The 20,157-nt window shown below is 70.2% G+C and carries 16 protein-coding genes; 12 read left to right on the top strand and 4 right to left on the bottom strand.

Annotation, left to right across the window (positions count from 1 at the left end):
- Positions 1 to 51 precede the first annotated feature (51 nt).
- Entirely contained in the window at positions 52 to 405 is a 354-nt protein-coding gene (locus ACN27F_RS18980; RefSeq protein WP_421435198.1) for a GNAT family N-acetyltransferase, read from the bottom strand.
- Positions 406 to 856: 451 nt separating this feature from the next.
- On the opposite strand from ACN27F_RS18980, the gene ACN27F_RS18975 reads away from it, so the two are divergent.
- The 4 genes from ACN27F_RS18975 to ACN27F_RS18960 all read left to right on the top strand — a co-directional run bounded on the left by ACN27F_RS18975 (position 857) and on the right by ACN27F_RS18960 (position 7,055).
- Positions 857 to 2,167 (top strand): MFS transporter, encoded by a 1,311-nt coding sequence (locus tag ACN27F_RS18975; protein ID WP_421435195.1) that lies wholly within the window; start codon positions 857 to 859, stop codon positions 2,165 to 2,167.
- Positions 2,164 to 4,089, top strand: a complete 1,926-nt coding sequence (locus tag ACN27F_RS18970; RefSeq protein WP_421435193.1) for an alpha/beta hydrolase family protein — start codon at positions 2,164 to 2,166, stop codon at positions 4,087 to 4,089. Before ACN27F_RS18975 ends, ACN27F_RS18970 begins: the two co-directional genes overlap by 4 nt.
- Before the next feature lie 268 nt (positions 4,090 to 4,357).
- Entirely contained in the window at positions 4,358 to 6,313 is a 1,956-nt protein-coding gene (locus ACN27F_RS18965) for a RiPP maturation radical SAM C-methyltransferase (protein ID WP_421435191.1), read from the top strand.
- Positions 6,314 to 6,350: 37 nt separating this feature from the next.
- Positions 6,351 to 7,055 (top strand): DUF5825 family protein, encoded by a 705-nt coding sequence (locus ACN27F_RS18960; protein WP_421435189.1) that lies wholly within the window; start codon positions 6,351 to 6,353, stop codon positions 7,053 to 7,055.
- On the opposite strand, the gene ACN27F_RS18955 is transcribed toward ACN27F_RS18960, so the two are convergent.
- Together ACN27F_RS18955 and ACN27F_RS18950 are read right to left on the bottom strand one after the other, a co-directional pair.
- Positions 6,979 to 8,997 (bottom strand): glycosyltransferase, encoded by a 2,019-nt coding sequence (locus ACN27F_RS18955; protein ID WP_421435187.1) that lies wholly within the window; start codon positions 8,995 to 8,997, stop codon positions 6,979 to 6,981. The two genes, ACN27F_RS18960 and ACN27F_RS18955, sit on opposite strands and share 77 nt — an antisense overlap.
- Positions 8,994 to 10,157, bottom strand: a complete 1,164-nt coding sequence (locus ACN27F_RS18950) for a glycosyltransferase family 2 protein (protein WP_421435185.1) — start codon at positions 10,155 to 10,157, stop codon at positions 8,994 to 8,996. Before ACN27F_RS18950 ends, ACN27F_RS18955 begins: the two co-directional genes overlap by 4 nt.
- 356 nt (positions 10,158 to 10,513) lie before the next feature.
- Between ACN27F_RS18950 and ACN27F_RS18945 the strand changes: the two genes are divergently transcribed.
- On the top strand, positions 10,514 to 11,041 hold the full coding sequence (locus tag ACN27F_RS18945) for a SigE family RNA polymerase sigma factor (protein WP_421435182.1): 528 nt from the start codon (positions 10,514 to 10,516) through the stop codon (positions 11,039 to 11,041).
- A complete protein-coding gene (locus tag ACN27F_RS18940) occupies positions 11,038 to 11,781 on the top strand; it encodes a hypothetical protein (RefSeq protein ID WP_421435180.1) in 744 nt (247 codons plus the stop codon). The genes ACN27F_RS18945 and ACN27F_RS18940 overlap by 4 nt, the downstream gene beginning before the upstream one ends.
- Positions 11,782 to 11,804: 23 nt before the next feature.
- Here the strand turns inward: ACN27F_RS18940 and ACN27F_RS18935 are convergent, their stop codons facing one another.
- Positions 11,805 to 13,409: a glycosyltransferase family 2 protein gene (locus tag ACN27F_RS18935; RefSeq protein ID WP_421435177.1), complete on the bottom strand. Its 1,605-nt coding sequence runs from the start codon at positions 13,407 to 13,409 to the stop codon at positions 11,805 to 11,807.
- A gap of 118 nt (positions 13,410 to 13,527) precedes the next feature.
- Here ACN27F_RS18935 and ACN27F_RS18930 point away from each other — a divergent pair, with 118 nt between their 5' ends.
- From ACN27F_RS18930 to ACN27F_RS18905, 6 genes are all read left to right on the top strand, one after another.
- Positions 13,528 to 14,079, top strand: coding sequence for a YbaK/EbsC family protein (locus tag ACN27F_RS18930; RefSeq protein ID WP_421440307.1), 552 nt, complete (start codon positions 13,528 to 13,530; stop codon positions 14,077 to 14,079).
- A 160-nt stretch (positions 14,080 to 14,239) separates the two neighbouring features.
- On the top strand, positions 14,240 to 14,854 hold the full coding sequence (locus tag ACN27F_RS18925) for a TetR/AcrR family transcriptional regulator (protein ID WP_421435176.1): 615 nt from the start codon (positions 14,240 to 14,242) through the stop codon (positions 14,852 to 14,854).
- Between the two features lie 33 nt (positions 14,855 to 14,887).
- Complete coding sequence (locus tag ACN27F_RS18920; RefSeq protein WP_421435173.1) at positions 14,888 to 16,237, top strand: acetyl-CoA carboxylase biotin carboxylase subunit; 1,350 nt, start codon at positions 14,888 to 14,890, stop codon at positions 16,235 to 16,237.
- A 77-nt stretch (positions 16,238 to 16,314) separates the two neighbouring features.
- Positions 16,315 to 17,238 carry a hydroxymethylglutaryl-CoA lyase gene (locus ACN27F_RS18915; RefSeq protein WP_421440305.1) on the top strand — a complete coding sequence of 308 codons (924 nt, stop codon included), beginning with the start codon at positions 16,315 to 16,317 and terminating at the stop codon, positions 17,236 to 17,238.
- Between the two features lie 93 nt (positions 17,239 to 17,331).
- Positions 17,332 to 18,864, top strand: a complete 1,533-nt coding sequence (locus ACN27F_RS18910) for an acyl-CoA carboxylase subunit beta (RefSeq protein WP_421435171.1) — start codon at positions 17,332 to 17,334, stop codon at positions 18,862 to 18,864.
- A gap of 45 nt (positions 18,865 to 18,909) precedes the next feature.
- A complete protein-coding gene (locus ACN27F_RS18905; RefSeq protein WP_421435169.1) occupies positions 18,910 to 20,070 on the top strand; it encodes an acyl-CoA dehydrogenase family protein in 1,161 nt (386 codons plus the stop codon).
- Positions 20,071 to 20,157: the final 87 nt, after the last annotated feature.

Raw genomic sequence — 20,157 nt, 5'->3', positions numbered from 1 at the left:
GATAATTTCGCGAGGATGGCGATCACAACGATCTAGATCAGTCGGGCTGATTCAGCGACAGCGGTAGGCACGGAGCTTATCGCCGTTCCGCGTCCGCCAGTACGGTCCAGGCTCCCAGCCGAGCCGCTCGTAGAACCCGGTCGCTCCGGCCGGCCCGACCGGGGTGACCAGCTCGGCCTCTGCCGCCCCGGCCCGCCGGGCATCTCCGACGAAGCGGCGTACGAGTTCCGCCCCGATCTTGCTGCCTCGCCACTGCGGCTGCACGGCCAACGCGACGATCACCGCCACCTGCGGGGCGTCGGCAGTCCCGTCCGGTGCGGGCTGGCCCGACCGGCGTTGCGTGATCTGGCGTACCCAGGGCAGGGCCCGGGCTGGTCGGTGTGCGGTGCCAACGATGGACACCATGACTGACGAGTACCCGTCGTGGGAGTGGCCATGCTGCGGGTGTCCGCCAGGCCGAGGAGGTCGTACCCGCCGGCACTGGACTGAGTCCCACATCAGCCGTCATCCCGGTCTTGTCCGCACAACAGTGTCAATGCCCGGTTCCGGGGACATCGCCTACTTCGTCGCCTAGATCAACAGAGTTGTTGTTTGTGGCAGGCGCGTGGCAAATATTTGCCCCTGCGTACAGCGTCGATTCTCAGGGGATACCTCCGTGCCTAGACCAAAGGTCCGCGCATAGCCGCCCGTGGTCACTGGATGTATTTACATGCTTGCGCACCGATCGGGGTGCTGTTAGCCTCTGATCACGGCTATCGAGGGCCGGTCAGTGGATTTCAGCACGGTGCGTAATGCCTAGCCAAGACAGTCCTAATCAACGATCCTGGACATTGATGTCATCCATGTGGTCAAAGCGATGAGCGCTGAATCTGCCGCAGATCGTACGCCCGCCCAAGAGGGTCGCAAGAGCCGTGACTTCCGGCTCTACTGGATTGCCGGAGCGATCGACCAGCTGGGCTCGCAAACATCGGGCATCGTATTTCCGCTGGTGACCTTGGCGGTCACCAACTCACCGGCAGCGGCCGGTCTGGTCGGGGCGTCGGCGCTGGCTGGCAGGCTCATTGCCGCTCCAGCCGCTGGGGTACTCGCCGACCGGCTACCGCGCAAGCGGATGATGGTCACCTCCCTAGTAATCGCTGCCATCGCGATGGCTGTGGTACTGGTAGCGGTAGCGTCGGGCACGGCCACCCTCGCCGTGCTGGCTGGTGCGGCCTTCGTCGAAGGGCTCGCCCAGAGCGGCTATGAGTCAGCTGGTGCCGGATCCATCCGTCGGGTCTTGCCGGCCGACGACAAGAAGGCGCTTTCCCGGCTGGAGGCCCGCAATCACGCCGTACAAATAGCCGGGCCGCTGATCGGCGGTGCCCTATACCAGCTGGGCCGTTGGGTGCCGTTCCTGGTTGATGTGACCTCCTACCTCTTGGCTGCCTGTTTTCTTTCGGCTATCCGCACCGACCTCACCCCGGAGCGTACGGAACGGACGTCTTTCCTCGCAGACTTGCGGAACGGTCTACGTTTCGTCTGGCAGCAACCGTTCTTGCGCTTCGTAACCATCTGGGCCGCCGGCATCAACTTCACCTTCGGGGCCCTCATCTACTACGCCATCCTGACCGCCGGTCGGCAGGGCGCACCGGCGGCGTCGATCGGTCTGATCCTCACCCTCGCCAGCGTCGGCGGTCTGGCCGGTGCGCTCGCCGCACCGGCGATCTTCAGCAAGGTTCGCCCGATGACCGTGATCGTGGTCGCCTCCTGGGCGATGGTCGCCCTGGTCGTGGCCATGTCCCAGGCCCGGCAGACCTGGACGTACGGGCTGCTGTTCGGCCTCGTGTTCCTACTCAGCCCGCTGCTCGGGGTGATCTTCCAGTCTCGGGTCATCGCGCTGACCCCGGACGAATTGCAGGGGCGGGTGGGCACGGTGATGGGCACCAGCGGAGAGATCCTGCAGACTCCCGCGCCGCTGATCGCCGGCCTGCTCGTCGCTTGGTACAGCCCGACCGCGGTGGCGCTGATCTTCGCTGCGGCGCTCGCCCTGCTGGCCGCCTACACCACCGCCAACCTGCGTCAACTGCGCGCCGGCACCGGCGCCCCGGAAACCGATGACGTGCCGGGCGGCAAAGAAGACCTGCCAGGCGGCAAAGACGTGCCAGAGGCCCAGGAGGTGTCCGGATGAGCCACGGCTACCGGCTGTTCTACCCGGCGTTGCCAGTGGTGGCCGAGCACGCCGCCCACCGTGTCGTCTATGTCGGTGACGCCGACGGCCGCTGCCAGATTCTTGCCTGGGACCGGCATTCGGGATCGGTCTCGCAGATCACCTCGCGCCCGACCGGCACGATCCGGGCGGCGTTGGACCCGGCCGGCGACACCGTGTGGTGGTTCGACGACGACCTCGCCGGGGTGGGGGTCTGGCGTACCTGCGATTTCCCGTCCGGACCGGCGCCGGCTGGGCGGTCCGATCCGGCTGGGTGGTCCGATCCGGCGCTGCCCGGGGTGGCCGCCGCCCGGCACGGCGGCATCGCGATGGCCGACGACGGCACCGCCCTGGTCGGGCTCGCCGACGACGACGGGCTCACCCTGCACCGGCGTGATCCGGACGAACGTGCTCGCGAACTCGCCCGGATCCCCGGGTACGCCTACCTGATCGACCTGGACCACACCGGCCGATTCGCGGCGATCGGCACCGATGCTGCCGCTACCGATGCGGTGACCGTCGTCGACGCCGACGGGGCGATCGTCGGCCGGGTGGCGGGCCGGACCGACCGGCGGGTGTGGGGACTCGGCTTCGCTCCGACCGGTGCACAGCCCCGGCTGCTGCTCGTCGTCGAGCAGGACGGGCTCTTCTTTCCCGCCACCTGGACCGCCGAGGTAGGCGTGCAGACGCACGACTGGTGCCGGTTCGACACCGAGATCACCGCGAGCTGGTACCCGGACGGCCGGCGGGTGCTGATCCGCCACGACCGGTACGCGCAGAGCCTGCTGCACGAGGTCGATCTCGATCGCCGTAGCCGGGTGGTGCTCTCGACCGTGCCCGGCAGCGTGCTCGATGCCGCGGTCTGGCCCGACGGCGACGTCGTCTACATCTGGACCGACTCACTCACGCCGCCGCAACTGCGGTCCACCGCCGACGTACGGCTGCCGGAGTACCAGGCCGAACGCGTGGTCCCGGATGCCGATCGCGACCCCGCCGGGCAGCAACCGGCCGGGCAGCAACCGGCCGGGCAACAACCGGCCGCCCGGCCGGCTGCCGGCGGGGTCGAGCAGGCGACCGTGGACGACTGCGAGCGCCGGGAACTGTGGGTGCCGGGTCCCGGCGGCCCGATTCACGCCCTGTTGGCCAGCCCGCTCGACGGGCGGCGTACTCACCCGGCGGTCTTCCTCGTCCACGGCGGGCCGTCGCAGCACGCCCGGGACGCCTACGACCCGCTGGTCGAGGTGCTGGTCAGCACCGGCTGCGCGGTGGTACGGGTCAACTACCGGGGATCCAGCGGCTACGGCTCGGCCTGGCGCAACGATTTCGGCGCCGGGGTCGGGTTGACCCAGCTGGAGGATCTCGCGGCGGTCCGGGAGCACCTGGTCGTCGACGGCACGATCGAGGCCGGCCGGGTCGCGTTGTGGGGCACCTCCTGGGGCGGCTACCTGACGCTGCTCGCGCTCGGCGTGCAGCCGAAGCTGTGGCGCCTCGGCGTGGCGATCAGCCCGATCGCCGACTATCCGGCGGCGTTCGAGGCGGCCACCCCGGCGGTGCGGGCGCTCGATGTGAAGCTCTTCGGCGGCACCCCGGACCAGGTACCGCAGCGGTACGCCGAGTCGTCCCCGATCAGCTACGTCGACCAGGTGCGCGCACCGGTGCTGCTGGCCGTCGCCACGGACGACGTGCGCTGCCCACCGGAGCCGGTCGAGCGGTACGCCACCCTGCTCGGCACCCGGCGGGTCCCGTACCAGTTGGTCCGTCGCCGCGCCGGACACGAGGACTTCGACGCCCGTAGCCATCTGGCGCTGATGCAGACCGTGCTGCTGTTCATGCAGCGGCATTTCGACGGCGTGCAGGAGGAGGCCACCGCGGTCGCGCTCGCCATGGCGCGCCCGGCCGGCTGACCGATCCACTTCCCGCACGCGGCCCGGTACGACCCCCGATGTCGGAGAGGAGGTGAACGGCATGCGGAAGAACGTTGTCGAGAACGACCCGATCAACGGCAACCGCGACCAGCTTCGCAGCGCGAACGTCACGGTCACGGTCTCGGTCAAGGTCAGGTTCTGATCCGGCCGTACGGGGTGGAGGCGCCCGGTCCCGCCGCGCCGCGGCGCCATCCGGACGCCTCCGCCCTGACCCACCCAACCCGACCCCGCGGAAGGGAAAGCTGACGTGCGGATCCTGCTGGTCAACATGCCATGGACGTCCATCGACGTGCCGTCGCTGGCACTCGGAATCCTTACCAACAGCGTCCGCCAGAAGATGCCGGACGCGCAGGTCGAGGTGATCCACGCCAACCTCGACTTCGTCGACTGGGTGGTCGAGCGGACCGACTTCGGGCTCACCGACTACTACTACTATTCGCTGTACACCTACTTCTCCGGCTGCGGCGACTGGGTCTTCTCCTCCGCGCTGTACGACGACCCGCAGTGGCGGGTCGACGAGTTCATCCGACGTGTGCAGGGCCAGATGTCCGAACGCGACCTCGACCGCAACCTGAAACTGCACCGGATGGTGCCGGAGTTCGTCGACGAACTCGCCGCTCGGATCGTCGAACGGGCGCCCGACGTGGTCGGCTTCACCTCGACGTTTCAGCAGAACACGGCGGCGTTGGCCACGGCCAAGGCGGTCAAGCGGCTCGATCCGCGGATCCGTACCGCGTTCGGCGGGGCCAACTGCGACGGCGAGCAGGGCGCGGCGCTGCACCGCAACTTCTCGTTCATGGACTTCGTGGTCCGCGGCGAAGGCGAGGTCGCCTTTCCCGCGTTGCTCACCGTGCTGGCCGGCGAGCAGGCTTGCGGCCAGCCGGCCGGCGCCGACGAATTCGCCCGGATCGAGGGTCTGTGCTGGGCGGGACCGGATGGCCGGCATGTCGCCAACCCGATCAGCACCACCCCGCTGCCGCCGGCCGAGATCGTCAGCCCGGACTACACCGGCTACTTCGAGCGACTGGCCGCCTCGAAGGCCCGCAACTGGGTCGAGCCACGCCTCGTCGTCGAGGGCGCCCGGGGCTGCTGGTGGGGGGAGAAACACCACTGCACGTTCTGCGGGCTCAACGGCTCCTTCATGCAGTTCCGCAGCAAGCACCCGGGCAAGTTCTACGACGAGATCATCGGGCTCGCCGAGCGCCACCAGGTGCTCGACATGTTCGTCGTCGACAACATCCTCGACATGAGCTACGTGACGTCGCTGCTGCCCCGGCTGGCCGAGTCCGACTACGACCTGCGCCTGCAGTACGAGATCAAGTCGAACATGCGTGGCCCGCAGGTGCAGGCCCTGGCCGACGCCGGGCTGGTCAGCGTGCAACCCGGCATCGAGAACCTGAGCAGCCGGGTGCTCAAGATCATGGACAAGGGGGTGACCGGCTGCCTCAACGTCCGCATGCTGCGCGACGCCGAGACCAGTGGGATCACCATCGCCTGGAACTACCTGTACGGCTTCCCGGGCGAGAACGACGCGGACTACCAGGCGGTCATCGACCAGATGCCGGCACTGCACCATCTCTGCCCGGCCGACGGCAGCACCCGGATCGCCATCGAGCGGTTCAGCCCGTACTTCGTCCGGCCCGACCTGGGCTTCACCGACCTGCGCCCGGCCGCCCAGTACCTGCTGATCTACGATCTGCCGGAATCGGAGCTGATGGACCTCGCCTACATCTTCGACACCCCGACGCAGGGCATCGGCGAGGATCTCGCCGAGCGGCTGGACCGGACGGTCACCGAGTGGCAGCACGAGTACGCCCGCAGTCGGCTCACCCACCATGACCTCGGTACCGAGATCGTGCTGGTCAGCCAGCGGCGGCACTTCGACTGGCACGTGCTGCGGCTGACCGAGCCGGCCGAGATCGCCGCGTTCCGGCAGTTGGACCAGCCACACTCCGTCGCCTCGCTGGCCAAGCGGATCTCCGTACCGGAGGCGAGCGTCGCCGCGTTGCTGGACCGTTGGCTGGAACTGGGCATCGTCTTCACCGACAACGACCAGTTCATCCAGATCGCACCGCAGGCGATGAACCAGGAACTGCTGCGCATCGATCATCTGCACCAGGAGCGGGCGGCGGCGCAGGCGCAGGCGGCCGGAGAATCAGCCGCCGCGGAGCAGGCCCGGCAACCCGAACTCACCACCGTCTGATCGGTCCGGTTCGCCGCCGACAGGAAGGAGCCTCGCGTTGACCAGCATCGACCTGGCCGAACAACCGGTCACGGTGCGGCTGCACCGGGACCACGACCCGGCGGTCGCCGCCATCCCGGGCATCGACATCGGCCCGGCCCGACTCGGCGAGTCGGTGTCCGACACCGTCGTGCAATGGATCGACCAGGGCGTACGGAAGGTGACGCTGCCTGGCCTGGTCGACCTCACCGTCACGGATCCGACCGCGGCAGCCGACGCGGTACGACGCCTGGTGCTGGTCCGGGAGCTGACCAGTCGCGCGATCGCCGTCGACTGGTCGGTGCGGCTGCCCGCCGGCGACGACGAGCTGTGGCGGGTCTACAGCCACCTGCACGTACCGGCCCGACTGGAGTTGCACCCGGCCCCGCCGGAGTCGGCACCGGCCGCCGGGTCGGATCCGGCGGCGGCACAGCTGACCGCCTGGCGAGACGCCTTCTACTTCGACAAGTGCGTCTACCGCCGAGGTCCCGGCTTCGTGCAGGTCAGGGACCGTCGTTCTGGTCGGCTCAACCTGTTGACCATCGACGATCCGGAGTATCTGGCGGTGCTGGAACGGCTTCTCGACGGGGCCCGGATCAGTGACGTGAATCTGGACATCGCGCGCGAGTTCGGCGAGGAGGGCCTGGTCACGAAGACCGGTGACCGGTTGGTCTGGTTGCCGCACCGGCTGCGTCGCTGGCCACTGCCGTCGATGGTGGTGTGAGGTCGTCCAGTGCATCCGCCGGCACGCCGGGCCAGCGGGCGTACGCGCTGTCCACGAAGTACTTCTCACCCGGATCCCAGGTGTGCCCGGTGGGACGGCGATGGTAGACGTAGCCGAGCGGGTGGGTGCGGTAGATCGTCGCACCCTCCGACCGCAGCCGCTCGATCAGGCCCAGGTCGACCGAGCGCGGCACCGGCCGCCAGCCACCGACCGCCTCAAGGTCACCCTTTGCCAGCAGCATCGTACCGCCGGCGACCAGATCACCGTACGCCTCGGCGACGCCGGACCGACGGCGCAGGGTGACCTGCTGGTTTTCCAGGTAGACGAACTCGGCGCCCTTGCCGACCAGCGTGGCTCCCGAATAGTGCCGGGCCAGGACCAGGTCCCAGACGTGTTCGGGCCCGTAGCTGTCGTCGTCGTCGAACTTGGTCACCAGGGTGCCCCGGGCCCGGCGGGTGGCCGCCCCGAGCGCCGCGCCGAAGTCGGCCGAGCCGGGCAGGTGTACCACCTCGAACGGGCGACCGCACTCGGACAGCGCCAGCCGGGCCGGCTCGGGTAGGTCGATGCCGTGCAGGCCGAGGATGATCTCCATCTCCGGGTACGTCTGCGCGGTGATCGCCGCCAGCGCCGTGGCTACCGACTCCGGCCGTCGCGTGACCAGCATGGCACTCACCGACGGCGGCCGGCGCAGCGCCGCAACGTCACCGGCGGCGAACTCCGGCAGCCGCAGCCCTGCGGCGTGCCCGCGCAGCGCCGCCCGGCGCTGCCGCACGCTGCGCGCCTCGGTCGCCAACGCGGCGGTCGCGACCAGATCCGGCTGCGGCGGTGGGGCGGCGATCAGGTCTCGCAACTGTGGGTCGAGCAGGTCCCGTACGGCCGGTGGCAGCACCGGCGCGTGCAGCAGCACCCCGGTGGCGGCCAGCTGCACCAGCAGCCCTGCGGTCTGCGCCGGATGCTCGCCGGGCACCAGCCGGCAGTGCACCGCTCGGACCCGCCGCAGCGCGGCCAGCGTGGTGGCGTCCAGCCCGGGACCGGTCAGCGACCCGTGGCGAGTCGGTCCGGTCGTCGCCGTCGTGCGTCGGGCGCGACCGGCCCGGTCACCACGGGCGAACTCCAGGGTGACCTCGGCCGCCTCCGGGCGGTACGCCGACATGTGCCTGCCCCGCGGGTTGACCCGCCCGGCGTCGATCAGCACCACCGGTGCGCCGGCGGTGGGGTGCAGCACATGCCCGGTCCCGACCAGACGTGTGCCGTACGGTGCATCGGCCGCTTCGTCACGCCGGTCGGCCGCTCCAGGACCGGCCGCTCCAGGACCGGCCGCTCCAGGACCGGCCGCTCCAGGACCGGCCGCCACCGGGTCGGCCGCGCCGGGGCCGGCCAACAGCAGGTCGTGCGCGCGGATGTCGTCGCGGACCGGCAGGCGCCCGCCGGTGCCGACGACGGCGGCCGTAGCCGGCAGATACGCCGGGATGTTTCCCTCGGCGGTGACCGCCGGGCTGGCCGGTGCGGGCATCGGGTGGTCGCCGTCGAGGGCACGGAGCGCGGCGCGTACCACGTCACGCAGCGGTGCCGGTGCGGTCAGGCCGAGCCGGACCGTCGCCGAACCCCGGCGTAGCCGGGGCAGACCGACCCGCTGCCGACGCAGTTTCCGCAGCGTGCCGACCGCGCCGGACCAGCCCGGTCGGGGATACCGCCACCAGGCGACGACCACCGTCGCGGCCCGGACGGGCCGGTCGGCGTCCGGATGGTGCGCCAGATCCCGCAGCCGGTCAACGGTGCCGGCCAGCACCCACACCCGGGCGGTGCCGGGTAGCCAGAGCACCCGCAGGCCGACGGCCCGGTCGAGCCGCTCGACCGGGCCGGGTCGGGCGAGGCCGGTCAGCCGCCAGGTGAGGCTGGTGCTGGCCGGGCTGGTGGCATCCGTGCCGGCACCGCGTGTCACCTGACCGTCTCCTCCTGATGGGTCCGGCGGTCGCCGGTCGCCTGGTCGCCGGCCACCTGGTCGCCGCTGAACCTGGCGAAGGCGGCTGTGGCGAAGGCGGCTGTGGCCGGCCCCGGGGAAGCCGGGGCCGCTCGCCCACCGGTCGGCCGTGCCGCCCGGCGTGACAACCGCTTGCGCAGCAGCCAGCCGGCCATCAACACCTCGAACACAGGATAGGCGTTCGCCGCGACGAGCCGGTACTTGACCGCCTCGTTGCCGTCGGTCGGGACGGCATAGCCGTCCGCCGGCAGGTGCCGGCGGTACAGCTGGGCCATGCATCGGAAGTAGCGTCGCCGGCTGCGCCGGGGTACCCGGTGCGGGTGGCCGAGGACCTGCAGGCAGTGCCAGATCATCCGGCCGAAGATCGGTCCCCGGACCGGGGCGGCGTGGCCGGGGTGGGTGTCGAGGTAGGTGAAGACCCGCTGCCACTGGTCGAAGACCTCGAAGTGGCGGTCGCTGACGGTGCGGGTGATCGCGCCGTTGTGGTGCTGCCGGTAGGCGTAGCAGTCGCGGTCCAGGACGGCGATCCGGTCGACGGCGACCATCAACGGCACCACGAACGACACGTCCTCGTACCAGCCGGATTGGAAGGTGATGCCGGTGTCGGCCAACCGGTCCCGCTTGATGATCTTGTTGCAGGCGATCCAGAGCATGTTCAGCAGTCCCGGCTCGTCGGCGAAGGCGAACGCCTCCGGCAGCGGGCGGCCCGGCGCGATCGCGGTCACCGGGTGCTCCTCGACCCGGCCGTCGTCGTACACCCGGGCGTAGCCGGTGATCAGCATGTCCGGTTCCGTCTGAGCGATCCGGTCGACGACCGCCGCCAGCGCTCCCTCGGGCAGCCAGTCGTCGCTGTCGACACACCAGACGTACCGGCCGGTCGCGTGGGCGATGCCCACGTTGCGAGCGGCTCCCAGGCCGGAGTTCCGCTCCATGGCCACCACGATGATCTCCGGGTGACGCTCGGCGTAGCGGGCGAGGATGGCACTCGACCCGTCGTCCGAGGCGTCGTCCACCGCGATGATCTCGATGTCGGGGCGGTGCTGGCGCAGGATCGAGTCGAGACACCCGGCGAGGTATCTCTCCACCCGGAAGACCGGGATGATCAGGCTCAACAGGGCCATCGGAGAACGCTCGCCTTCCCATGCGGTTGTCCGCGACGCCGTCGGTCCGGGACGCGTCGGTCCGGGCGGACAGCATCCGTTGAGTAGGGGAAGGGGACCCTATCGCGGAGCCAACAGTTGATGAGTTGACGGTAAACGTCAGGCAACTCCCTAGCTGTGTCACCCGCACCGTTCGCCGACACGTCTATTTCTGCGGGGGCGGAAACCCAGATCGACGGCTCCACGGCGGGGAGGGCGCCCAGCGATGAGCGTGCAACGGGTACGGCGTGGTTGACACGACCTTGCCGGGGCGTCTGGCAGGCAAACCACGACCAGCGTCGGTCGAAGTGGCCCCTCGTGTCTGGACCGCGCGAGGGGTGACGGCCGACGAACTCGCCGCACCGGACGACGAGTTCGTGACGTTCGCCACGACGGCCGCCCCGCGACTGCGGCGTACCGCCTATCTGATGTGCCGTGACTGGCATCTGGCGCAGGACTTCACCCAAACGACGTTGACCAAGATGTACGTTGTCTGGAAGCGGATTTCCCGCGCCGACAACATCGAGGCGTACAGCCGTAAGGTGCTGCTGCGGGTGGTGCTCGACCACCGGCGCCGGCTCAGCGGCCAGGAACTCGTGATGGCCGGCCCGCCTGACGGGACCGACCGGGCCGAGCCGGGCCGGTCCGACCTGCGCCTGACAATGATCGACGCGCTCGGCTGCCTGCCGCCCCGGGACCGGGCGATCGTGGTGCTGCGCTACTGGGAGGACCAGAGCGTGGAGACCGTCGCCGAGGTACTGGGAGTCTCCGTGTCCGTGGTCAAGACACAGAGCCGGCGGTCACTGGCCCGACTGCGGCAACTGCTCGGCGACAGCCGTGCCGATCTGCTCGTGGAGGATGCGTGACAGTCCGGTCGCGATCCGTCCGGGCGGTACCCGGCGTCGTGGTAGCGGCGGTGGCGATGGTTCTGCTGGTCGCCGGATGCGCCGGGCACTCGCCCGAGGCGACGACACCGCCGTCCGGCACCGGCGTCGCCGACCCGGGTGTCGCTGACCCTGGCGGGACCGATCCCGAAAACGTCATGATCAGCCCCGAAACGCTCGGTCCAGGCTGGTCGCAGCGTCGCGAGAAGCTGGGCGTGCCCCGCTGGCCGTGGGCGCAGGACGACTGCCCCGGCTACCGCGACCGGGACTACCCTGCGCTGGCGCACCGGCGCGCCGCTGCCCAACGGATCTACCAGCACCCGTCGTTCACCACGCCAGCGCTCGTCGTCATCGAGGTGTACGACCCGCAGTGGGCGCGGCAGGCGCTGGTCGACGCCCGCTCCGTACTACGGCGCTGCCCTACGTACCGGTTCGGCCGCGGCAGGATCTCGTTCGAGCCACTGGACACGGATGCGGACACGGATGCGGACGCGGATGCAGATACGGATGCGGATACGGACGCGGACACCGGCGCGGGCCAGCCGCACCGGCTGCTCGTGCGGGGCCGGATCGACTACCCGCAGGCACGCACGACGATCTCCTATTTCCTGTCGGTCCGCCGTGGCGACATCGTGGCGACGCTCCACCTGCCGGATCCCGGTTCGGTGACCGCCGCCCGGCAAACGCTGGAGCGGCTGGCCACGGCCCTCGCCGCTGGCTAGCGTGATGCTGGCCGGTGTGGCCGCTACCGGGTGGTGAGCCGGCGCAGCCGCTGGCGGCCGATCCGGGCGACCCGTACTCCGCGCCGGGCCACCTGCCCGGCCTGGAACCGCGCCAGCCGGCTCCACCGGGCTGGCGTGGCCGCTGCGGTGACCAGCGGATCGGTCACGACCAGGCGTAGCCCGCGCCGTCCCGGAGCCACCCATACAGCCCGCCGTCGCGGGGTCAGCACCGCCCGGGTGCCGGGTGCCCCGTGCTGCGGCCGCAGGGCGAGCTCGGCCCCCTCGTCGCGGGCGACGACGCGCAGCGCGTACCGACCTCTCGGCAGGCCGGCCAGCGGCAGATCGACCTGCCAGCGCAGGTCGCTCGGCACCGACAACGGATCCGGGATGGGGTCACCGGCCACGAGCAGCGGTCGGCGCAGCCGGTTGTCGCCGATCTCCAGCATCAGGTCGGCGCGTGCCTGCCCCGGCTTGCCACCCGGGCCGGGCAGGGTGCAGCGGCCGGTCAACCGGACGGTCTCACCGACACCGTCGGATCCGACCCGACGGACGTTGTCCACGACCATCGTCGGTGCCGCCACGTGCAGCAGGTCCCGGTAGCGCTCCAGCGCCGGGTGGTCGAGGTAGAGCGCCCGACCGCGCAGCCGTACCGGCCCGTCGTGGCGTGGCCGGCGGACCTGGCCGGGGTCCTGCTCGTACAGCGCGACCGCGCGCAGCCCGGCACGTGGATTCGCAGCGAACTCGGCGGCGACCGGCACCGGCACGTCGGCCAGCAGCTTGGCCATCCGCCGGGTGAATTCGTCGAGCTGTTCGTCGTCCATCCGCTCGGCGGCCCGTGCGGCGTAACTCAACTGCATGTACGCCACCCACCGGTGCACCGCCCGCACACTGCCCGGATCCGCGCCGGCCAGGTCGGCCACCAGGCGTTCGACTATGGCCAGGTGCTGCATGATCTTGGTCGGCTGGAACCGGCCGTCCATGATCGAAGAACCGTTGCCGCGTTGCCGGTAGAGATAGACCAGTTCCGGGCTGAGCGCCGTACGGGTCGAGCGCAGCAGCGACGGCACGGTGAACAGTACGTCCTCGAACGCGCTACCCTCGGTGAACTCGACGCCGATCGTCGCGACGAAGTCCCGACGGAACACCTTGTTGCAGGCGGACGGGTTGCCGACCAGCAGCGGAGCCTCGGCCAGCGAGCCGATGGTGCGGGCCGGGCCGACGATCTCGGCCCGCCACGGTGGGCTCGGCCGTGGCGGGAAGCCGTGCATGTCCCCGACCGCGATCTGGGCCTCGGTGCGTTCGGCCAAGTCGACGAGGTGGTGCAGGCCACCGGCCGGGTAGAGGTCGTCGGAGTCGAGAAAGCCCAGGTAGGTCCCGCCGGCCAGGCGTACTCCGTGGTTGCGGGCAGCGCCGAGCCCGGCGTTGTCCTGGCGCACGTACCTGGTCCCGGTCGTCCGCCGGGCGTAGTCGCGGGCCAGCTCGCTCGACGAGTCGGTCGAGCCGTCGTCGACGATGACGACCTCGATCGACTCGCGCTGCGGCTGACGGTCGATCGACGCCAACGCCGCACCGAGCCAGGCTTCGGTGTTGTAGACAGGTACGACGACGCTCGCCCTCGGCGTGGCCACGATCACCTCTCGGTGCTGTCGAATCGGGTTCCGCCATCTAGTTTCTCCGACGGTGCCGGCGCGCGGCGCTCACCCCATGCCGCGGCGCCGTCGGGCTGGGTGCATGATGGCGATCGTGCTGGGAAAACTGCAGACCGAACCGGTGCGCAACCGGCTCGACCTGGTGGCCGCTCCGGTCGCCGCCGCGATCGGGCAGTGGTCGGCCGAGGTGCCGGTGGATGTCGACGACGTCGCGGTGGGTGCGATAGACGCCGATCTGGCGGACACCGCACAGTTCTGCGCCGCGTACGCCGTAGGCCTGGACGAGTCGGCCAACTGTGTGATCATCGTCGGCAAGCGCGGTGGGACCACCCGCTACGCAGCCTGCATGGTGTTGGCGACGACCCGGGCGGACGTCAACGGTGCGGTGCGCCGGTTGCTCGACGTCCGCAAGGCGAGTTTCGCCCCGATGGCCGACGCGGTGGCGTCGACCGGGATGGAGTACGGCGGCATCACCCCGATCGGCCTGCCGCCTGAGTGGCCGATCCTGGTCGATGCCCGGGTGGTCGCCAGGTCGCATGTGGTGATCGGCTCCGGGGTGCGGCACAGCAAGATCGTGCTGCCCGGCCCGGCGCTGGGTGTGTTGCCGAACGCTCGGGTCGTCGAAGGGCTGGCGACAGCGGCAGGGTGACTGGTCGGTAACCAGGAGGATGAACCCGGCACCGGTGGCGGTACGGTGACCCTCGGACCTCAGCGCCGGGTCAGCGTGGACCGCCGGCGATCCGCCGGGCGCGCGTTGGCCGACTGAACGAACGTTCAACTCGGGATCGACCTACGGTTAGGCTGGCCAGGTGACGGTAGATCAGCAGGAATCGGCGGCAGACGGGGCGGACGCGCCGACGCCTCCCCGACGGCGGTCCCGCCGGGACGAGATTCTCCAGATCGCGGTCGGGCTCTTCGCCGCCCGCGGATACCACGGTGTGTCGATGGACGACATCGGTGCCGCGGCGGGGGTCACCGGTCCCGCGCTCTACCACCACTTCGCCGGCAAGGAGGCGATGCTGGCCGCCGCGCTCATCCCGGTCAGCGAGGAGTTGCTCGACGGCGGGCGGGCCCGGGTGGCCGCACATCGCGAGGACGCCACCGCCGCGCTCGCCTCACTGATCGCGTTCCATGTCGAGTTCGCGCTTGCCAATCCGGCGGTCATCGCCCTGCACCTGCACGAGCTCGACCGACTGCCGGAGGAGCCCCGTCGCCGGATCCGGCGGCTGCAACGGCTGTACGTCGAGGAGTGGGTGGGCGTGCTCACCGGCCTGCGCCAGGAACTCGACGCAGCCGAGGCCCGGGTACTCGCGCACGCCGCCTTCGGTCTGATGAACTCCACTCCGTTCCTCGGCGGCGAGGTCGACCGGGACCGGCGCGCCGCGCTGCTGCGGGCGGCCACCCTCGCCGCCCTGCACGGCTGAGCCCGAGGAGAACGGCCGAGCAGGAGGAGGGACATGATCGAATCGTTGCTGGTGGCCAACCGGGGGGAGATCGCCCGGCGGATCATCCGCACCGCACGACGGCTGCGGGTGCGTACGGTGGCCGTGCATTCGACGGCAGACGCCGAACTGCCCTTCGTCACCGAGGCCGACGAGGCGATCTGCGTCGGGCCGGCGAGCCCGGCGCACAGCTACCGCAACGCGGATGCGATCCTCGCCGCCGCCAAGCACAGCGGTGCCCAAGCGGTCCATCCCGGCTACGGCTTCCTGTCGGAAAACGCCGACTTCGCCCGAGCGGTGCAGGCCGCCGGGCTGATCTGGGTCGGTCCCGACGGGGACGCGATCGAGGCGATGGGCGACAAGATCAATGCTCGGAACCTGATGGCGGCCGCCGGGGTGCCGGTGGCTGCCGGTTGCACCGAGCCGGCCGCAACCGTCGAGAGCGCCCTCGACGCCGCGACCACCATCGGCTATCCGGTGATGGTCAAGGCGGCTGCCGGTGGCGGCGGCATGGGCATGGCGGTCGCCGCCGACGAGGCGGCACTGCGCACCGAGTACGACAAGGTCCGCGCCTTCGCGGAGCGGATGTTCGGCGACGGATCCGTGCTGATCGAGCGCTACTTTCCCCGGGTACGCCACGTCGAGGTGCAGATTCTCGGCTGGCGGACCGCCGACGGCACCGACCGGGTGGCCGCACTCGGTGAGCGGGAGTGCTCGGTGCAGCGGCGCAACCAGAAGCTGGTCGAGGAGTCGCCGTCGCCGGCGGTCTCCGACGAGTTGCGCACCGAGTTGCTGGCCGCGGCCGTGCGGGCCGGCGCGGCGGTCGGCTACCGCAACGCGGGCACCGTGGAATGTCTGCTCGACCCGACCACCGGCGAGTTCTTCTTCCTGGAGATGAACACCCGGCTGCAGGTCGAGCATCCGGTGACCGAGTTGGTCTACGGCATCGACCTGGTGGCGGAGCAGCTGCGGGTGGCCGCCGGTCTGGAACCGACCTTCGACCCGGACACGCTGGCCGCGCACGGGCACGCCATCGAGTTGCGGATCAACGCCGAGGATCCGAAGCGCTTCCTGCCCGGTCCGGGCGCGATCACCGGCTGGTCGGAGCCGTCGGGCGCGGGAGTCCGGGTGGATTCCGGGTACGTCGCCGGCAACACGGTGACCCCGTTCTACGATTCACTGCTGGCGAAGGTGATCGTCTCCGGGGCCGACCGGAGCGAGGCGATCGCCCGGGCCCGGGCCGCGGTGGCCGGATTCGAGGTGACCGGGCCGAAGTGCAATCTGCTGTTCTTCACCGAGCTGCTGGACAATCCGGAGTTCGTTTCCGGCGACTACGACACCGGCATCGTCGGCCGGATGCGGTGACGGTCGGGCGGGACAAGGGGGGACACGTTGAGCGGACGGCACGGGCGCGGGAAGCTTGACAGATGGCAGTGACGCCCATCCCCGAGTCCGTGTCGATCCGCGAGGTCGGGCCGCGTGACGGCCTGCAGAACGAGAACCCGATCCCGACCGACGCCAAGGTACGGCTGCTGGACGCGTTGTCGGCGACCGGCGTGCGCCGCATCGAAGCGGTCTCGTTCGTGCACCCCAAGGCGATTCCGCAGATGGCCGACGCGGACGAGGTCTGGCGCCGGGTCCGACGCGAGCCGGGCGTGCGGTACTCGGCCCTGGTGCCGAACGTACGCGGCGCGCAGCGGGCGCTGGCCGCCGGCTTCACCGAGATCGAAGTGGTGGTGTCGGCCAGTGACACGCACAACCGGCGCAACGTCAACCGGTCCACCGCCGAGTCGCTGGACGCCATCGCGGAGTTGATCGCGCTGCTGCACCGTGCCGGGGCACACGCCGAGGTCATCGTCGCCACCAGCTTCGGCTGCCCGTACGAGGGCGACGTCGACCCGCGTCGGGTGGCGGACATCGTCGACCGGGTGGTCGCAGACGGGGCCGACCGGGTGGCGTTCGGCGACACCACCGGGATGGCCACCCCGCGTCGGGTACGTGAGCTGGTCACCGAGGTGCGCGACCGGCAGGCGGCGATTCCGGTGCTGCTGCACTTCCACAACACCAGGGGTACGGCGTTGGCCAACCTGCTCGCCGCGCTGGAGCTCGGCGTGACCGAGTTCGACGCCAGTGTCGGTGGGCTCGGTGGTTGTCCGTACGCACCGGGTGCCAGCGGGAACGTGGCCACCGAGGAAGTGGTGCACATGCTGCACGACATGGGTGTGCGGACCGGTATCGACCTGGACGCGCTGCTGGCCGCTGCGGCGCTGGCCGAGGACCTGGTGGGCCGACGGCTGCCGTCGGGCGTCCTGCGGGCCGGCCCGCGTAGCCGGCTGACCGCGGCGGGGGCTGACCGCAGCGGGTGATGGCGGCGGGCGGTGGCGACGGGCGGTGGCGACGGTGCCACCCGGTAAGCTACCCTAACGATCGTTTAGTACCGCGGCTGGCGAGGGGGCGGCGTGACGCTGGACGGTGAGACGCTCGATCGGCTCGACAAGCGGGTCCGGGCCGGCGGCGCCGAGAAGTACCATGCCGCGAACGCCGGGCGTGGCAAGATGTTCGCCCGCGAGCGGGTGGACCGGCTGGTCGACGCCGGCTCTTTCGTCGAGGACGGCCGCTACGCCAACGCACTCGCCGACGGGTTGCCCGCCGACGGGGTGATCACCGGTAGCGCGACCATCGACGGACGTCAGGTCTGCCTGATGGCCAACGACTTTACGGTCAAGGCCGGGTCCTGGGGGGCGCGGACCGTGGAGAAGATCATCCGGATCATCGAGCGGGCGTACACCGCCGGGCTGCCCATGGTGTACCTGGTCGACTCGGCCGGTGCCCGGATCACCGATCAGGTCGACCTGTTCCCCGGGCGCCGCGGCGCCGGCAAGATCTTCTGGAACCAGGTCCGGGCCTCCGGAGCGATTCCGCAGGTGTGCGCCCTGTTCGGACCGTCGGCCGCCGGCGGCGCCTACATCCCCGCCTTCTGCGACGTGGTGGCGATGGTCGAGGGCAACGCCAGCATGTACCTCGGCTCGGACCGCATGGTCGAGATGGTCACCGGCGAGAAAACCACCCTGGAGGCGATGGGCGGTGCCCGGGTGCACTGTGCCGAGTCAGGGGTCGGGCACTTCCTGTGCAAGTCCGAAGACGAGGCGCTCGGGGTGGTCCGGCGCTACCTGTCCTACCTGCCGCCGAACTGGACCCAGCCGCCACCGGCGGCTGCGGCGGTCGCCCCGCCCGCCGGTGCCGACCTGGCGGCGCTGGTGCCGGCCAGTGAGCGGCAGGCCTTCGACATGCGTCGTTTCGTCAAAGGGCTGCTCGACGAGGACAGCTTTCTGGAGATCCAGGCGCTGTGGGCACGCGAGTTGACGGTCGGGTTCGGCCGGCTGGCCGGGCAGGTGGTCGGCGTGGTCGCCAACAATTCGATGTTCAAGGGCGGGGTGTTGTTCGTCGACTCCGCCGACAAGGCGAGCCGGTTCGTGCAACTCTGCGACGCGTTCAACGTGCCGCTGCTGTTCCTGTCCGACGTGCCGGGGTTCATGGTCGGTACGGCCGTGGAAAAGCAGGGAATAATCCGGCACGGCGCGAAGATGATCAGTGCGATCTCGGAAGCTACGGTGCCCAAGATCTGTGTGGTGGTCCGTAAAGCGTACGGTGCCGGCCTGTACGCGATGGCCGGACCCGGCTTCGAGCCGGACGCGACGATCGCACTACCCACCGCCAAGATCGCGGTGATGGGTGCCGAAGCCGCGGTCAACGCCGTGTACGCGAACAAGATCGCTGCCATCGAGGACCCGGCCGAGCGGGCGGAGTTCGTCGCCGCCCGGCGGGCCGAATACGAACAGGACATCGATCTGGTCCGGCTCGCCAGCGAACTGGTGATAGACAGTGTCATCCGGCCCGAGCAGTTGCGGGCCGAGCTGGTCAGCCGGTTCGCCGCCGCCGCCGGCCGGGACCGGCACTTCTCCCGACGCCGGCACGGCGTCACTCCGGTCTGACGGCCGCCGCCACGGCGACGGCCGCTGCCTAGAAGGGGGCACTCGATGGACTTCGGGCTGACCGACGAACAGGAAGCCTTGCGGGAGAGTGTCCGCGACTTCGCCAGGGAAGTGATCGCCCCGGTCATCGGGGACTACTACGAGCGACACGCCTTCCCGTACGACATCATCCGTCAGATGGGCAAGATGGGCCTGTTCGGCCTGCCGTTCCCCGAACAGCACGGCGGCATGGGCGGTGACTACTTCACGTTGTGCCTGGCCCTGGAGGAGATCGCCCGGGTCGATTCCAGTGTGGCCATCACCCTCGAAGCGGCTGTCTCGCTCGGTGCCATGCCGATCCACCGGTTCGGCACCGACGCCCAGCGTGAGCGCTGGCTGCCGGATCTGGTCAGCGGAACGGCGTTGGCCGCCTTCGGGCTGACCGAGCCGGGGTTCGGCTCGGACGCCGGCGGTGCCACCACCAGGGCGGTGCTCGACGGCGACGAGTGGGTGATCAACGGCGCCAAGGCGTTCATCACCAACTCGGGGACCGACATCACCAGCCTGGTCACGGTCACCGCGGTGACCGACGTGCGGCCGGACGGGTCCAAGGAACTCTCCACGATCATCGTGCCGGCCGGCACCCCGGGTTTCACCGTCGCCCCCGGCTACTCCAAGGTCGGCTGGTGTGCCTCGGACACCCACGAGCTGAGGTTCGACGACTGCCGGGTGCCGGCGGAGAACCTGCTCGGCGAACGAGGTCGGGGCTTCGCCCAGTTCCTGCGCATTCTTGACGAAGGCCGCATCGCCATCGCCGCCCTCGCCGTCGGGCTCGCCCAGGGCTGCGTCGACGAGTCGCTGCGGTACGCGCGCCAGCGGCAGGCGTTCGGCCAGCCGATCGGGGCCTACCAGGCGATCCAATTCAAGATCGCCGACATGGAGGTGCGTACGCATACCTCCCGGCTGGCCTATTACGACGCGGCGGCGCGGATGCTCGCCGGTGCGCAATTCAAACGGCAGGCCGCGGTGGCGAAGCTGCATGCCAGCGAGTGCGCGGTACAGAACGCGCGGGAAGCGACCCAGATCCACGGCGGATACGGCTTCATGAACGAGTTTCCGGTCGCCAGGTTCTGGCGGGACGCCAAGATTCTGGAGATCGGTGAGGGCACCTCCGAGGTCCAGCGGATGATCATCGCAAGGGATCTTGGGCTGGTCGACGGCCGCTGACCGGCACGTTGTGTCGGGAATCCGTTTCATTCGGGTCGTCAGCCTGACGGATTGCTGACCATCCGACACCCCGGTGCGTACGCTTCC

The sequence above is a fragment of the Solwaraspora sp. WMMB335 genome, assembly GCF_049179075.1.
Classification (GTDB): Bacteria; Actinomycetota; Actinomycetes; order Mycobacteriales; family Micromonosporaceae; genus Micromonospora_E.
This window is presented reverse-complemented; position numbering and strand designations above follow the sequence as displayed.